Origin of the sequence: Dechloromonas sp. ZY10 (assembly GCF_041378895.1) — a bacterium.
Lineage (GTDB): Bacteria > Pseudomonadota > Gammaproteobacteria > Burkholderiales > Rhodocyclaceae > Azonexus > Azonexus aquae.
On the sequence record NZ_CP144212.1, the window covers coordinates 895753 to 911344 of the forward strand.

The 15592-nt window shown below is 51.1% G+C and carries 16 protein-coding genes; 9 read left to right on the forward strand and 7 right to left on the reverse strand.

The genetic code is table 11. From position 1 onward, the window contains the following. Nucleotides 1-10 precede the first annotated feature (10 nt). The 9 genes from VX159_RS04070 to VX159_RS04110 all read left to right on the forward strand — a co-directional run bounded on the left by VX159_RS04070 (nucleotide 11) and on the right by VX159_RS04110 (nucleotide 7655). Entirely contained in the window at nucleotides 11-1063 is a 1053-nt protein-coding gene (locus VX159_RS04070; protein ID WP_371324712.1) for a chemotaxis response regulator protein-glutamate methylesterase, read from the forward strand. A gap of 72 nt (nucleotides 1064-1135) precedes the next feature. Then, nucleotides 1136-1441, forward strand: coding sequence for an STAS domain-containing protein (locus VX159_RS04075; RefSeq protein WP_371324713.1), 306 nt, complete (start codon nucleotides 1136-1138; stop codon nucleotides 1439-1441). Between the two features lie 58 nt (nucleotides 1442-1499). Further along, nucleotides 1500-2465 (forward strand): chemotaxis protein, encoded by a 966-nt coding sequence (locus VX159_RS04080; RefSeq protein WP_371324714.1) that lies wholly within the window; start codon nucleotides 1500-1502, stop codon nucleotides 2463-2465. A gap of 21 nt (nucleotides 2466-2486) precedes the next feature. Then, the gene (locus VX159_RS04085; RefSeq protein ID WP_371324715.1) at nucleotides 2487-3425 is read left to right on the forward strand and encodes a chemotaxis protein; all 939 of its coding nucleotides are present in this window, start codon (nucleotides 2487-2489) and stop codon (nucleotides 3423-3425) included. Nucleotides 3426-3463: 38 nt separating this feature from the next. Beyond that, complete coding sequence (gene cheY / locus VX159_RS04090) at nucleotides 3464-3859, forward strand: chemotaxis response regulator CheY (RefSeq protein WP_371324716.1); 396 nt, start codon at nucleotides 3464-3466, stop codon at nucleotides 3857-3859. 101 nt (nucleotides 3860-3960) lie between these two features. Next, a complete protein-coding gene (gene cheZ, locus VX159_RS04095) occupies nucleotides 3961-4845 on the forward strand; it encodes a protein phosphatase CheZ (protein WP_371324717.1) in 885 nt (294 codons plus the stop codon). Nucleotides 4846-4857: 12 nt separating this feature from the next. Beyond that, nucleotides 4858-6765, forward strand: a complete 1908-nt coding sequence (locus VX159_RS04100) for a chemotaxis protein CheA (protein ID WP_371324718.1) — start codon at nucleotides 4858-4860, stop codon at nucleotides 6763-6765. A gap of 139 nt (nucleotides 6766-6904) precedes the next feature. Beyond that, nucleotides 6905-7177 carry a flagellar biosynthesis anti-sigma factor FlgM gene (gene flgM / locus VX159_RS04105; protein ID WP_371324719.1) on the forward strand — a complete coding sequence of 91 codons (273 nt, stop codon included), beginning with the start codon at nucleotides 6905-6907 and terminating at the stop codon, nucleotides 7175-7177. After that, nucleotides 7167-7655, forward strand: coding sequence for a flagella synthesis protein FlgN (locus VX159_RS04110; protein ID WP_371324720.1), 489 nt, complete (start codon nucleotides 7167-7169; stop codon nucleotides 7653-7655). The genes flgM and VX159_RS04110 overlap by 11 nt, the downstream gene beginning before the upstream one ends. Before the next feature lie 36 nt (nucleotides 7656-7691). Here the strand turns inward: VX159_RS04110 and motD are convergent, their stop codons facing one another. The 7 genes from motD to flhB are packed head-to-tail and all read right to left on the reverse strand — an operon-like array spanning nucleotide 7692 to nucleotide 15529. Further along, on the reverse strand, nucleotides 7692-8477 hold the full coding sequence (gene motD, locus VX159_RS04115) for a flagellar motor protein MotD (protein ID WP_371324721.1): 786 nt from the start codon (nucleotides 8475-8477) through the stop codon (nucleotides 7692-7694). Further along, entirely contained in the window at nucleotides 8474-9217 is a 744-nt protein-coding gene (locus VX159_RS04120; protein WP_371324722.1) for a flagellar motor protein, read from the reverse strand. Before VX159_RS04120 ends, motD begins: the two co-directional genes overlap by 4 nt. Then, complete coding sequence (locus tag VX159_RS04125; RefSeq protein ID WP_371324723.1) at nucleotides 9210-9962, reverse strand: RNA polymerase sigma factor FliA; 753 nt, start codon at nucleotides 9960-9962, stop codon at nucleotides 9210-9212. The genes VX159_RS04120 and VX159_RS04125 overlap by 8 nt, the downstream gene beginning before the upstream one ends. Before the next feature lie 3 nt (nucleotides 9963-9965). Then, nucleotides 9966-10853 carry a MinD/ParA family protein gene (locus VX159_RS04130; protein WP_371324724.1) on the reverse strand — a complete coding sequence of 296 codons (888 nt, stop codon included), beginning with the start codon at nucleotides 10851-10853 and terminating at the stop codon, nucleotides 9966-9968. After that, on the reverse strand, nucleotides 10846-12315 hold the full coding sequence (flhF, locus tag VX159_RS04135) for a flagellar biosynthesis protein FlhF (protein WP_371324725.1): 1470 nt from the start codon (nucleotides 12313-12315) through the stop codon (nucleotides 10846-10848). The genes VX159_RS04130 and flhF overlap by 8 nt, the downstream gene beginning before the upstream one ends. After that, on the reverse strand, nucleotides 12312-14396 hold the full coding sequence (flhA, locus tag VX159_RS04140; RefSeq protein WP_371324726.1) for a flagellar biosynthesis protein FlhA: 2085 nt from the start codon (nucleotides 14394-14396) through the stop codon (nucleotides 12312-12314). Before flhA ends, flhF begins: the two co-directional genes overlap by 4 nt. Further along, nucleotides 14396-15529, reverse strand: coding sequence for a flagellar biosynthesis protein FlhB (flhB, locus tag VX159_RS04145; protein WP_371324727.1), 1134 nt, complete (start codon nucleotides 15527-15529; stop codon nucleotides 14396-14398). Before flhB ends, flhA begins: the two co-directional genes overlap by 1 nt. Nucleotides 15530-15592 lie beyond the last annotated feature (63 nt).

The following is a 15592-nucleotide window of genomic DNA, read 5'->3' on the forward strand; positions in this document are numbered from 1 at the left end:
TTGTCTGGCAATGAAAACCAAGGTTTTGGTAGTTGATGACTCTGCATTGATGCGAGGCTTGCTTGCGGAAATGATTTCGCAGGCTCCGGACATGGAGGTGGTTGGTGCTGCGCCCGATGCCCAAGTTGCCCGAGAGATGATCAAAGCACTGAATCCCGATGTGTTGACGCTTGATGTGCAGATGCCAAAGATGGATGGCTTGGAGTTTTTGGATCGTCTGATGAGGCTTCGTCCTATGCCAGTCGTCATGGTTTCCGCATACACACAAGCGGGTTCCGATACTACTTTACGAGCCCTTGAACTTGGCGCTGTTGACTTTATTGGTAAGCCAAAGGCTGACGGCTTGCGGAGTATGGAGGAATATGCAGACGAACTGATCGAGAAAATTCGGGCCGCTAAGTCCGCACGTTTGCGTCGAGCCGTGTCTAATTCAAGTGCTGCTCAAATGCGTCCTGCGCCACTGAAAAACTCGGGTTCTTTGGGTTGGAACGGAAAAATTGTTTTTCTTGGGGCATCAACAGGCGGGACAGAAGCGATCAAGGAGTTTTTGCTGGGAATGCCTCCTGATTGCCCTCCTATATTAATAGTTCAGCATATGCCAGAGGCGTTTACTGCTTCTTTTGCCAAGCGATTGGATGGACTGTGTGCGCCAGCAGTTATCGAAGCCAAAGGGGGCGAAAAAGTTGAGTCAGGTCGAGTCTTGATCGCACCCGGACACTCGCATATGCAAATTGCTCGATCGGGAGGCGGTGGGTTTGTGGTGGAGTTGTTGGCGACGCCGCCGGTTAATCGGCATCGCCCCGCTGTTGATGTGTTGTTCGATTCTGCTGCAGGATTGGCTGGCAACAAGGCAGTTGGCGTTATATTGACGGGAATGGGCAAAGACGGTGCGGCGGGGCTACTTCGTATGAGGCAGGCTGGGGCGAGAACTTTTGGTCAGGACGAGCAGAGTTGTGTAGTGTACGGGATGCCGCGGGAAGCTTTCGCAATCGGTGCGGTTGAAGAGCAGTGTGCTCTTGATGAGATGGCGAAGCGGGTCATCCAGGCTTGTGCCACACGTTGAAGGGCTGGCTAGCGTTTGTTGTACCGAAGAGATACAAGTTAAACTTACAAAGCGTTTTTTTTAGAGTTGATCATGCAAGCAAATGTATCCAAAGACACGGGTAAGGCCACGATCAAGTTGAGTGGTCGTTTTGACTTTAATACTCACAGAGAGTTTCGCGGGGCTTATGAGCCGCTAGTTGCTGACGCCGATGTGCGTTGTGTGGTAGTCGATTTTGCTTCGGTCGACTACCTTGATAGCTCGGCATTAGGAATGTTGTTGATGCTGAGGGATAAACTCAACGGTGTGGGTAAAGAGGTTGCTCTGATTGGTGTTAAAGGAAATGTGAAGCAGGTGTTGGACATTGCCAATTTCGGCAAGCTGTTTTCCATATCCTGATAGAGCTATTGCCGGGTCGGCATCAGGGGATGTCAGACGTTGATGCGCGAGGGATGCTATGTCCGAACTGCTAAAAAATATTGATGCAAGAACTAAGCTTGCTGGTACTAATAAGCTTGAAATCCTTCTGTTTTTCTTGGGGGTTGATCAGCGGACCGGGCGGCGTGAGACTTACGGCATTAATGTCTTCAAGGTGCGTGAGGTGATGCGCACACCTAAAATTACTGCGGCCCCAGAAATGCCTTCATCTGTTGAAGGGATGGTAAGTCTGAGAGGTACGCTGGTCCCAGTGATCGACCTTGCAAAATATACCGGCGTGTCGTCAGACTCTCCCCGAGAAATTATGATTGTTACCGAATATAACGGTCATACCCAAGGGTTTCTGGTTGAGGGGGTGGATACCATTTTGCGGTTGGATTGGAGCAAAATGCGCGTTCCTCCTGAGATGCTGGTGGCTCAAACAGGTGGCTTGGTTACTGCCGTTACAGAATTGGAAGACGGTCGATTAGTGATGATGATGGATGTCGAAAAGGTACTATCCGAGACGACTAATATTGATCACGAAATAATGTATCGCGGTGTCGTTACGGTTAATAACCCAGAAGCTACCGTTTTTTATTGTGATGATTCGAGTGTTGCTCGTAAACAGATCGAGCGAACCCTTGCCGCTATGGGGGTAAAGGGTGTTGCGGCCGTTAATGGTCGCCAGATGTGGGAAGAAATGGAGAAGGTAGCCAACTATGCTACTGCTGTAGGTAAACCGGTTGTCTCTTTTATCAATCTGGTGTTGACTGATATTGAAATGCCGGAGATGGATGGCTACATTCTGACCAAGAGAATTAAGTCGGATCCCCGCTTCGCCGGGGTGCCAGTTGTAATGCATTCGTCGCTCTCGGGGATGTCAAATCAGAAACTTGGCGAGTCCGTTGGTGTTGATGAATACGTTCCCAAATTTGAACCACAGCGTTTATCGGAAACCTTGGCTCGGCGCTTGGGGAAAGCGCTTGAGTCGCTCGAACAATAGACTACCCTGGGGCGGATGCTTATGAACGCATTGGAGAGCAAGAACTTGCTGGAGGGGGTTGATGCTCGCACCCGCCTTGCTGGTTCAAATAAAATGGAAATCCTGCTGTTCTCGCTGGGAACGAGGGAAATTTTCGGCATCAATGTATTTAAAGTCAGGGAAGTTGGGCGGACGCCCCACATTACCAAGACACCAAATATGCCGCGGGGAGTTGAAGGGCTGATCTCCCTACGAGGTAATGTAATACCCGTGCTTTCCCTAGCTCCCTTCCTGCAACTTGATGGGACTCCGCCTGGATTGGGTAAAACCATGATGGTTGCAGAGTACTCAAAACGAACGCTGGGGTTTCTTGTCCACGAAGTGGATCGAATCATCCGTGTGGATTGGGATCGAGTAAAAGCTCCTGAAAGTGTTTTGTCCGCGAATCAGGGATTGATTACTGCAGTAATTGAGCTCGAAGGTGGCGGCTTGGTTTCCATACTCGATGTTGAGCAAATTCTGGCAAATGCATTCGGTGAGGCAATGATCATTGATATCCAGCCGGCCCGAATTGAAGGAGATGCCAGCATTTTCTTTGTTGATGACTCAATTGTTGCCCGGAGAAAGATTTCCGAGGTTCTCGACAAGTTGGGGGTTCGTCACAAGCACGCTACGAATGGCTTGGAGGCTTGGACCAGGTTGCAAGGGATAGCCGCCCATACACAGCAGGTTGGGATCAGCATGAGAGATGAAATACGGCTAATCTTGGTTGATGCGGAAATGCCAGAAATGGATGGTTATGTTTTGACCAAAAATATTAAGGCGGATCCACGATTCGATGGTGTTCCTGTTGTAATGCATTCTTCACTTTCTTCGGAGGCAAACCGTGCCATGGGCAAATCAGTGGGAGTGGATGCTTACGTTGCAAAATTTGATGCCGAGGCACTCGCAGATACCTTGAGGCCGTTGCTTGAGCGTTGATCTGGCAATTACGGTTAAATGTAAGTTTGGAGTATTAGATGGCTGCTGATCCTAAAATGCGGTTTTTGGTGGTTGATGATTTTTCAACCATGCGGCGGATTGTTCGAAATTTGCTCAAAGAGTTGGGCTTTACCAATGTGGATGAGGCCGAGGATGGGGCCATCGCGCTGCAGAAGCTACAGTCAGGTGGATTCGAGTTCGTGGTGACAGACTGGAATATGCCGAATATGGATGGGCTGACCTTGCTGCAGACAATTAGGTCGACCCCGAATCTGAAGCACCTGCCTGTACTAATGATCACGGCAGAAGCAAAAAAGGAAAACATTATTGCCGCAGCGCAGGCTGGTGCTAGTGGCTACATTGTTAAGCCTTTTACAGCCGGGACGTTGTCAGAAAAATTGACGAAGATTTTCGAGAAAATGGGAAAAGCTTGATACTTTCCAATTTTTTGACTTTGTTCACTTATAAATATTGATACAAGGCTTTTTTCTTTGCTTCGTCGCTTGGAAATTTGGGTATCAGTAAAGGATTTCTTATGGCTGCAACCAACGACACCCCTGATTTAGAGGCCTTGTTTGATTCCATCGCTGCCACGTCGACGGTTTCCGTTGCGGCTCCCCCTCTCGCTTCCTCTCCAGTCTTGGCTGCTGCTCCGGCAGGCCGGACTGCTAGTACCGAAGTCGGCGACAATGAGGAATTGCAGGAGTTGTTCGACAGTTTGTGTGCGGCCAACACTGATGTGCCTGTTGCCAATCAGAGCGAGCTAGGAATTGCAGGGGGGCTCGAGGAGGGTGATTCTGATGCTTGGCCGAAGCAAGAGGTCGTTTTCAATCAGATTGGCCAGATGGCTAGGTCGTTGCACGATACCATTTGCGGCCTAGGCTACGACAAGCTTATCGAAACGGCTGTGTCAGCGATTCCTGATGCAAAAGATAGGCTTGCGTACGTGGCAAATCTAACAGAGCAGGCCGCTTGCAGGGTTCTTAATGCGACAGATGTTGCCGTTCCTGTCGTGGATAAAATTGTCGGTTCGACCAACTCTATTGCGGATCGGTGGGATTTGCTCTTCGATAATCGGTTGAGTGTTTCCGAGTTCAAGGCTCTGGCAGAAGAAACTCGGCGCTTTCTGCGCCAAGATATTCCGCAAAATGCAGAAATCCTTCATGCCCAGTTGACTGAAATTATGATGGCTCAAGATTTTCAGGATTTGACTGGGCAGGTGATTAAAAAGATCGGAATCCTTGCTCAGGAATTGGAGGGGGGGTTGATGAAAGTTCTGTTGCAAGTCGTTCCCGAGACTAAGCGCACTGAAGAGGTTGAGAGTCTCATGAATGGCCCAGTGATAAATGCTGAAGGACGCAGTGACGTTGTTGTCAACCAAGAGCAGGTTGATGATCTGCTCGAAAGCCTTGGGTTCTGAAGGGGGGTAAAAATGAGTGATTTTTCCGGGATGGAAGATCTGCTTCAGGATTTCTTACAGGAAGCGCATGACCTATTGTCGGATGTAGACAATAAGTTGGTTGATCTCGAAAAGAATCCCGATGATCGGGGCTTGCTTAACGATATTTTTCGCGGTTTTCATACAATCAAGGGCGGGGCAGGGTTTCTTAATGCCACGGAACTGGTTACGCTATGTCATCTGACTGAAAACCTCTTTGATCGATTGAGGAACGCTGAGTTGGGTCTAACCCCCGAGTTGATGGATGTAATTATGGCCGCAACTCAGGGTGTTAGAGATATGTTTGGCGAGTTGGCTCAGTCCGTTCAGCCTCAGGCAGCGGATTCTGGAGTTATTTCGGCCTTACAAGGTGCGTTGAGTGGTGATATGCCAGCGTCTCCTCAAGTTAGCGCTGCGGCACCCGTTGCTGTCGAGCATGAGGTCAGTCGAGTGGCAGCCGCAGAGCCTGACTGGGGTGTATTGCACGCGGCCGTTTCGGGGGCTCAGGCTGCAGTTGCAATCCCCGCGCCTGCAACGGTTGCCCCTCTTCAGGTTGAGCCTTCTGCCCAAGTTGTTGTTGCGCCAGAGAGTGAAGTAAGTGCAGTCGGACAAGCAGCTTCTCCTTATGGTAGACGCGGAGGGGATCGTCCGGCTCCGACAGCATCTGCCGCGCGCCGAACTGATGATCGAGGTCGCGAAAATACAATTCGAGTTGATACGGCACGGCTCGACCAGGTTTTGAATTTGTCTGGAGAAATAGGCCTGACAAAGAATCGGCTTACCAGTCTGCGAGCCGATATTTTGGCGGGTAAGAGCGATCCCGAAACTCTACATGCGCTTGATCAGGCTGTAAGCCAATTGGATCTTCTCGTTTCTGATTTGCAGAACTCTGTGATGAAGACGCGAATGCAGCCGATCGGCAGGCTTTTCCAAAAATATCCACGGATTGCCAGGGATTTGGCTCGGCAGCTAGGCAAAGACGTTGAATTAGTTTTGGCTGGTGAGGAAACTGAGGTCGATAAAACGATGATTGAGGATCTTGCAGATCCTCTCATCCACTTGATCCGTAACGCAGTTGATCATGGTGTCGAAATGCCCAACGAAAGACAGTTGTCGGGTAAGTCGGCAAAAAGCTTAGTGCGATTAGAGGCTAGACAGGAGGGTGATCATATTGTTTTGATCATTGCCGATGATGGTCGCGGCATGAGTGCAGAGAGGATTCGCGCGAAAGCAGTTGAGAAAGGACTGATTTCGGAAGAAGAGGCTAATACGCTCGATGAGCGTCAGAGTTTGAACCTGATATTTTTGCCGGGCTTCTCGACCAAGACCCAGATTTCCGATGTTTCCGGTCGGGGTGTTGGGATGGATGTGGTTAAAACTAACATCCAGAAATTGAATGGGTCTATTGAAATCCGTTCAGAACCAGGAAAAGGTTCTGTTTTTATCATTTCTCTACCTTTGACGCTGGCAATTCTTCCCGTTTTGCTTGTGCTTCTTGGTGATCAGCCATTTGCTCTTCCCTTGTCACTTGTCAGGGAGATTCTGCCGATTGAGCAATCCCGAATTCAAGAAGTTGGCGGTAAGGAAACTCTAGTTGTTCGCGGTGAGGTGTTGCCAGTAATTTCGCTTGCTCGACTCCTTGGTTGGCCTCTTCGCAAATACCCCGAGTATGGCGTCTTTATGCAAACTGCTGAACGTAGCTTCATTTTGGGGGTTGATAGCTTTGCCGGGAGAGATGATGCGGTCATTAAGTCTCTCGAGGATTTTCGTCCGAAAGGAGTCGCGGGAGTTACTACGCTGTCGAACGGTCAAATTGTGCTAATTCTCGACATGAAGGAACTGTTGGCCGATTTGGGGCAGCATCCTGACGTTGGCAGTATGCGAGCTCTCGAGTTTGCTTAGGAAAGGTAAGTTAGCGGATTTGGGGTTTGCGAAAATCGGCCTCGTGGCCGATTCGCCAACTTTTTTTGTGGTCAGCGCTAAAGTTAAATGACGCAGTGCCGTAAAGCTATGTGTGCTTTGGTGTTTAAGGTTGGTAGTCATGAAAATCGATTCCGCGTACAAGTACCCTACCACGGCGGCAGCTTCGCTGAAGCCGATCAGAGCTCAAGAGGGCTCGGATTCCTTGCCTTCTGAATCAGTTAACCTGGGAGGGGTTGCTGGTTTGGTTAATTCCACTGGTGGTGAATTTAATTCCGAAAAGGTGGATAGGATAAAAGCAGCCATTGCTCAGGGAAGCTTTTCAGTCAACTCGGCTGCAATTAGTGATCGTCTGTTGACTATGGCTAAGGAATTGTTAGCGCATGGACGATGAGTATAAGGCCTTGCTCGAATTCCTCGGTAGCGAACTGAGTGTGGTTGCTGATTTCCTTGGGTTGCTTAAGGAAGAGGAAGTTGTATTGAACCAGGGTGAGCCTGATTTGCTTGAGGCTTTGATTGCGAGAAAGCAATTGGCTGTTTTGCAGTTGCAGCAACTGGAAGCCCAACGTGAGGCGTTATTTCTGAAAGCAGGTCTACACACCAAGGATGATGATCCTTCGTCGCTCGCTTTTTCCGATTGCGGGGACTGGGCTGAGGATTTGGCTTTTGTTTGGAAATCGTTGCAAGACTTGGTACTTAGCATCCGTTCCCAGCATGAGTTGAACGGACAGTTGATAGCTGCTTATCAGCAAAAAAACAGTGTGGCCTTAAGCATCCTCCTGCAGGGAGTGGGGCAGGGTGATCTGAATTTATACAACAAAATTGGTACTGCTTCCCCATTCTCCAGTCGACGTTTGGTTGATTCTGCTTGAAGGTATATGGCCTAAAGTAGTATTTCTTGGCGTTGGTTATTCCGTAATGTCTTTACCTTCTTCTGGTCTGTTTGAGTCGATCAGAATGCTCACTCTTCTGTTTCTACTTCTTCCTTCAATTGTTGTATTAGTTTCGAGTGGCCGAGTTTCACCGTAGCCGATGGCTGTCAAGCGTTCTGCGCTTACACCTGCGTCGTTGAACAGGCGTAGTACGGTTGTTGCCCGCATTGCCGATAATTCCCAATTTGAAGGGAACTGTACCGTTGCTATAGGCGTGTTATCAGTATGTCCCTCGATAGTAATTGGAAAATCAGAGCTGGCTATAACTTGTGCCAAGGCACTTAATGCAGTGATTGAAACGGCTTGGAGTTTTGCTTGCCCAGGGGGGAATAGGACGCTGTCGTTAATCTCAATGGTCACGCCACGGCTAGTCTCTATGAGTTTAACCTTGCCTTCAGTGATTAATGGCTGCAAAACTTTAGTGATGTCTCCCGCGACTGTTTTCATTTTCTGTTTTGTTTTTGCTTTTTTTTCTTCTTCTAGTCGTTGGTCTGGAGTAATTGCTGGTATGGGCAGTGGGGCAGGGGGTTGGATTGGCGTGCCCTGAATGACCACAATTGGTTTTCCACTGCTTTGTGTTTGCGTATTTTTAAATGCGCTAACCAGTGAGTCTGATAAGACGCGGTATTTTCCTTCGTTGACTGAGGAAATTGCGTACATGACAACAAAAAACGCAAAAAGCAATGTAATGAAATCAGCGTAGGAGACTAACCAGCGCTCATGGTTTTCATGGTCGTCGTGAAATTTTTTCTTTCTTGTCATTGACGAATGTGGCCACGCAGGCGGCTTTCAATGATTCGTGGGTTGTCACCGACGGCGATTCCAACAAGCCCATCGATCAGCATTTCACGTGCTGCTACCATTCGGCCAATATAGTGCTTTAACTTTCCTGAAATAGGAAGGTAAACTAGGTTGGCTAGGCCAACCCCGTAGATGGTTGCAACAAACGCTACCGCAATTCCTGCGCCCAATTTGGTCGGGTCCGACAAATTTTCCATCACGTGTATTAGCCCCATGACTGCTCCAAGGATGCCGATCGTAGGGGAGTAGCCACCCGCAGATTCCCAGATTTTTGCTGCACTGCGCCATTCTTCCTCAAATACATCGATTTCAACATCAAGAATGTCACGTAGACGTTCAGGGTCAGCTCCATCGATTAAGAGTTGCAGGCCTTTTCGAGTGAATTCATCCTTGATGGCGGGAATTTGGTTTTCAAGGGCCAGCAATCCTTCCTTTCGGGAAAGATGGCTCCAATAAACAATTTGCTCGATTAGTTTTTTTTGCTCAATCGTTGGTGGCAGCCATACCCAACTAACCATCCGGATGCCCCGCGCGAAGGTAGCCGAGGGGGTTTGCAATAGAATGGCTCCTAACGTCCCTCCTGCGACAATCAGCAATGCAGTCGGTTGAAGGAGTGAGCTAATGTGCCCTCCTTCGAAATATTGACCACCAATAATCGCGGTAAATCCGAGCATTAAGCCAAGAAGGCTGAGCTTATCCATCAGTTCTGTCCTTGCGCTGCCTGACCTTCTTAGGCAAGGTGCCGGCAATATGGGCTCGCAATCGGGATACTGCTTGGCTGTGAAGTTGGCAAACCCGCGATTCGGTTACTCCAAGAATGGCGCCGATTTCGCGAAGGTTTAATTCTTCTTCGTAATACAAAGCCATCAAGAGTCGCTCTCGTTCTGGAAGTTGGTCGATTGCCGATGTCAGTTGCTGCCTCAGGCTTTTGTTTTCAAAAATTCCAGCCGGGTCTATTGCGTCATCGCTAAGATGATGCTCTAGGTAGTCGCTATCGTCCTCTCCACGAAAATCCTCCAAATAAACCAATTGGTGGCCTCGTGCCTCCTGCAAGGTCTTTTGGTACTGTGGCAGAGATATATTCAGTTGTTCGGCAATTTCCCCCTCACTCGGACTTCTGCCTAGTTGATGTTCCAGGGCTAGTATTGCGCTTTCTACTTTTCGCATCTCCTTGCGGAGATTACGTGGCAACCAATCGTTTTCCCGCAGGCCATCAAGCATCGCTCCCCGTATGCGCTGGGAGGCATAGGTTTCAAACTGGGCACCATAACTATCCTCATACCGATCAAGCGCATCAAGCAATCCGAGCATTCCGTTCTGGACAAGGTCGTCAAGCATCACGCTGGCCGGTAAGCGAAGTAGCAAGTAGTGGGCAACGCGCTTAACTAAAGGTATATAGCGCTGCACCAACTCTTTTTTATCGGGTTGGCCGGCAGATGTGTACATCGATCAGGAATAGTGAGGGGTGGTTATCCGTTGGCTTAAGTGTATCAGTTGCTGTGCGAAGTGCCTGATGCTTTCTATTGGGGGGAAATCGATTCGCCTCAGTTGTATGTCATTGGCGATTTGCTTGAGTGATAGAGCGGCAGGTGAATTGGGGGCGCAATTAAAAACACTGAGCCTGAGCCGACTGGCTTCGCGAAGCGAATGATCGAGCGGAATGTGCCCTGCATACTCGAGTCGGGCAACTCCTTGTGCGCGCGCAACGGAGGCTAGGTTGTTGTAAACCCCTGTGGCTTCATCGGAGTTGCGCACTTTCGTGACCAGAATCTTGAATTCCTTTCGGGCAAAGCTCTGGCTGGTTTTTTTAATCAAGCTATAGGCTTCGGTAATCGAATGCGCGTTCGCCGGGGATACAACTGCGATATGTTCGATTGCAGCAAGCCCCAGCGGGGATATCCCGGATGGCTCGCAGATTCCGGAGTTGATCAAAATGACATCCACGGGAGGGCTTAAAGAAGCCATTGCCTCAATGAATGCATTTTGTTGTCGGGGGGTCAATTGCCCTAGCTTTGTAATGGCCTCCGATGCCGGTAGCAATCGCAAGCCAGGGAGCGGGGATAGCAGGACTCGCTCCAGCTTCTGTTGGTGCTCAATGACGTGGAGCAGATTTTGCTGGGCACACAAGCCAAATGTGGAGGCTATGTCGTCATGGGCGGCATTTTCATCAATGATCAATACCTCCTTGCCTTGGCGGGCGAGGGCAGTACCAATGTTGGCTATGGCTAAACTACGGCCAATGCCTGAGCAGCCGGCAATGAAACTCACAATTTGTAGTCCGCGTCCCCGCATCATGCGACGCAGGCCTGCAGCCTGGTCTGAGGCGGGGTTAACCACGGCGCCCTCCTGCCGCTGCAACGCCGTTTGCCAGCATCAGGCCGGGTTCAAGGCCGTCATGCTTGAATGGGGAGGTGTCGGGTAGGTCCCGGAAGGCGCGATGCAGTAGGTAGCTGCGATTGGGAAGGTGCAAGTCTTCAGGGACTCTCTGACCATTGGAAACGTAATGCAAGCGCAGGCCATGTCGCATGATGACGTCGAGAGGGCTGGCTAGGCTGGCGGCCTCATCAATCTTGGTAAGAATGCAACCGGCCAAGTGGTCACCCAGATAGGCGTTCACTACTTCATCCAGCGTGTCCCCACGCGAGGTTGAAGAGAGTAGAAGCAATCGCTGAACATCGCATCCAGCGAGCATGTCGGTCAATTCCGGAACAAGTCTGTCTTTTTGACTCATCCCCATAGTGTCGACAAGCACCATGTGCTTGTGCTGTAGTTCATTCAGAGTTTGCCGTAACTCCGTCGCATCTTTCACCAAATGTACGGAAACTCCGAGAATTCTGCCGTAAATGCGTAATTGTTCATGGGCGCCAATTCTGTAGCTATCAGTCGTAATCAGCGCAACCTTGTTTGGGCCGTGTTTCAGAACGCACCGCGCAGCAAGTTTCGCCGTGGTAGTGGTTTTGCCGACGCCTGTTGGTCCGACAAGGGCGTAAACTCCACCGCGATCAACGATGTCACTGTCTGTATTAATGGTTTGCAAGGCTCTGTCTGCAGCCCCTTTAACCCAGGCAAGTGCTTGTTGCTCATCCATCTCAACTGGTAGATCCGAAAGCAGCTCGCGCGAAAACTGGGGTGAAAACCCAGAGTCCAGCATTTTTCGCAATACTTCAGTCTTGACAGGTTCCCGTTTTGCAGTTTCTCCCCAAGCAAACCCTGTCAGATGCTGTTCGACAATTTTCCGCAGTGAACGAATTTCGTCCATCACTTCCTGCGGAACTACATCTGCGGCGTTAGCCGTTGTTGTTCCCTTGGTCGTCGAGTCTATCGTGTGACGCAGTGGCGTCTCTTCTGCGGGTAGTCTGCTTTTGGCGGGATTTGGGGCTGCGGATGCATGTGGCGCTGGCCGAGAGGTTTCGAGATTGCGCAGACCACCGGTTTTGGGAATTCCCGCGTTTACGAACAGTGCCGGATCATGGCGGGCCTGACCGTTTCTTTTTCCGTGAACTTCACTTGGGGCGGCCGTGGGAAATTCGACTGGGCGGGCTGCGCGAGCCCGTGCTGCACTGAGCAACAGGCGGTAATCATCAGTTTCATCGGTGGCGGGCAGGGGGGCAGTATGACGAGTCTGCGGTTCGCTATTGCCGGGAACCATCATGGCCATGTCTCGTGCTGCTACGGCCATGATTTCAACACCCCCGGCCACCCCGCGATTGGACAGAATGATGGCGTCGTTGCCCAAGGTTTCCTTGACTCGTTTCAAGGCCTCCCGGGCATTTGCTGCGACGAATTTTTTGACGTTCATGTTCTACCCCCAATGATCGAGGTGACCTTGATTATTCTGTTTTCGGGAATTTCGGTGTGCGCCAGAACCTTTAATTGAGGAACTGATCGGCGCAGGAAGCGGGAGAGAAGCAGGCGCAGGCTCGGAGGAACCAGAAGTACGGCGGGCAGGCCGAGTGCCTCCTGGCGTTCTGCCGCTGCGGCACTTTCCTTAATGAGTGTTTCTGCGAGACCCGGTTCAAAGCTGGTATTTTCACTGCCCCCGGCAAGTGCTTGGGCGAGAAGGCGCTCAAGCGTCGGGTCAAGCGACATGACTTGCATTTCGCCGCTGCCGGGGAAAATCTGCTGGGCAATTGCGCGACCGAGTGCAATCCGGACTTGTACGACCAGATCATCGGGATTTTGCGTTCTGGTTGCGTGGTCGGCGACAGTTTCGACGATCGTTCGCATGTCGCGGATGTGTACTCCCTCCTCCAGCAAGCCTTGCAATACCTTCTGCAGTGCTCCCAGAGACAGGGTTTTCGGTATCAGGTCCTCGACTAGCTTGGGCATATCCTTGCTGAGGTGGTCCAGCAGTTGCTGAGCCTCCTGTCGGCCAAGCAACTCTGCTGCATGGTTCAGAATGATGTGGTTCAGGTGGGTGGCAACTACGGTCGACGCGTCGACAACGGTGTAGCCATAGGCTTGCGCCTGGTCCTTTTGGCCGGCATCAATCCAGGTTGCGGGAAGGCCGAAAGCGGGGTCTTTGGTCGGCGTGCCGCTCAGTGTGCCAGCGACGCGACCGGGGTTAATCGCCAAAAATTGGCCGGCGTAAGCCTCCCCTTGGCCAACCTCTACTCCCTTGAGCAGGATACGGTAGGCATTGGGCTTCAATTCAAGATTGTCGCGGATATGAATTGGCGACACCAGAAAGCCGATTTCCTGGGCAAATTTTTTGCGAATGCCACGAATGCGGCGCAACAATTCCCCATCCTGGGCCTTGTCGACCAGAGGAATCAGGCGGTAGCCAACCTCAAGGCCGAGAACATCAAGGGGGGATACGTCGGACCAACTGGCTTCCGCCATTTCTGGTGCTGGTGGTGGTGCAACCGGTACCGGCGTTTCGACGATCTCGATTTTGCGTTTGTTCATTTTCCAGGCCAGTGTGCCAAGTGCGCCGCCAATGGTCAGGAAAACCAGGTTCGGCATCCCGGGGATCAGTCCCAATAGGCCAACAATCCCGCCGGTTAGGCCGATTACTCGGCCGTTATCGAACATCTGGGTCAGTACTTGTTGCCCGACATCCCTTTCGTCGGACACCCGGGTAACTACCATACCGGCAGCGATTGAGATGATCAGCCCGGGGATTTGCGCAACCAAGCCATCACCAATGGTCAGCAGGGTATAGTTTTTGGCTGCCTGGGCAACTTCCATGTTGTGTTGCAGGACGCCTACAATCAGACCGCCGATCACGTTTAGCAACATGATTACAATGCCAGCTACCGCGTCGCCACGAACAAATTTTGATGCACCGTCCATCGAGCCAAAAAACTCTGATTCACGGGCAACTTCAGAGCGGCGACGGCGGGCCTCTTCTTCGCCAATCAGACCTGCATTCAAGTCTGCATCGATTGCCATTTGCTTGCCGGGCATGGCATCCAGTGTGAAACGGGCGGAAACTTCGGCAACCCGTCCTGCACCCTTGGTGATGACCACGAAGTTGATCACCGTCAGAATCAGGAAGACCATGATTCCGACAGTGAAATTGCCACCTACCAAAAAGTGGCCAAAAGCCTCAATGACCTTGCCGGCTGCATCTGGACCGGAATGACCGTCAAGCATGACGATACGGGTCGAGGCAACGTTGAGCGACAGTCTGAGCAGCGTGGTGACCAGCAGGACGGTCGGAAATACCGAGAAATCGAGGGTTTTCTGGGTGTTGACCGCGACCATCAGCACCAGGATTGAAATGGCAATGTTAAAGGTGAAAAACAGGTCGAGAACAAAAGCTGGCAATGGCAGGACCATCATTGCCAGAATCATCATGATCAACATTGGCGCAGCGATTTGCGTTGCGCTCAGACGTGTCATGATGCTTTGCAGATTGATTGCCGAAGAGGCCATCAGTTAGCCTCCGGAATCAGGTCGGGAGGGATGTCCAATTCTTTTGGGGGTTGCGGATAGGCGCCGCCTTGCTGCTTCCAGCCAGCTAGTTGATAGATGTAAGCGAGTACCTCGGCGACAGCACTGTAGAGTGCCGACGGAATTTCGCTGTCCAGTTCGGCGTGCTTGTAAAGTGCACGGGCGAGCGGCGGGGCTTCCATGATCGGAACGGCATTCTCTGCGGCAATCTCGCGAATTTTCAAGGCGATGTTTCCCATTCCCTTGGCGACTACTTTGGGGGCCGTCATTCCTGCCTTGTAGGACAGTGCAACCGAGTAATGCGTTGGGTTTGTGACTACCACATTTGCGTCCGGGACCGCTGCCATCATCCGCTTTCTGGCAGCCTCCATCTGCAGGCTGCGAATACGGCCCTTGACGTGCGGATCGCCCATCATTTCCTTCATTTCCTGCTTGACCTCTTCCTTGGTCATTTTCAGCTTTTCGTAGTACTGCCAGAGCTGGAAAGGGACGTCCGCAGCTACGACCAGAATCAGTGCGCTGACCAGAATCAGGAAGGAATAGGTCAGCAAGTGCCCGGTGTGGGCCAGTGCTGATTCAAGCGACTCGCCAAGCAAGCCGAAAATTTCATCTTTTTCCTTGATGATCAGGAGTAGCGCGATGCCACCGACCAAAACCGCCTTGAGAACTGCTTTCCCCAGTTCCATCAGGCTGTTCCAGGAGAACATCCGGCCAATCCCGGACATCGGATTGAGGCGGTTGAGGTCGGGTAGAAACGCCTTCGGGGCAAATACCCAGGCATTGAGGAAAAAGGGTGGGAGTACCGAGGCCAGAACCAGAACTCCAAGGATCGGCGCGAAGGCCATCAATGTGTCAATGGATAGGTCCGCCAGCCTGGGAAGCATCAGGGTGGGTTCAAAAATATATTTGTTTTCAATGTTGAAGCTCTTTCTGGCGATAGCCGCGCTGCGTTCCACCAGCCAGCCACCCATTCCCCAGAAAAGGGCTGCGGCCGTCATCAAAACCAGAAAAGTTCCCAGTTCACGGGAATGCGGAACCTGCCCCTGTTCGCGGGCTTGTTCAATTCGCCGTCCTGTTGGCTCTTCCGTTTTTTCGAGGTCGCTTTCTTCAGACATGGGAGTCTTCTTGAATAGTTGCGCCTATTATAGAAAAAAACCAGAAAAATTAAATAGGTACGG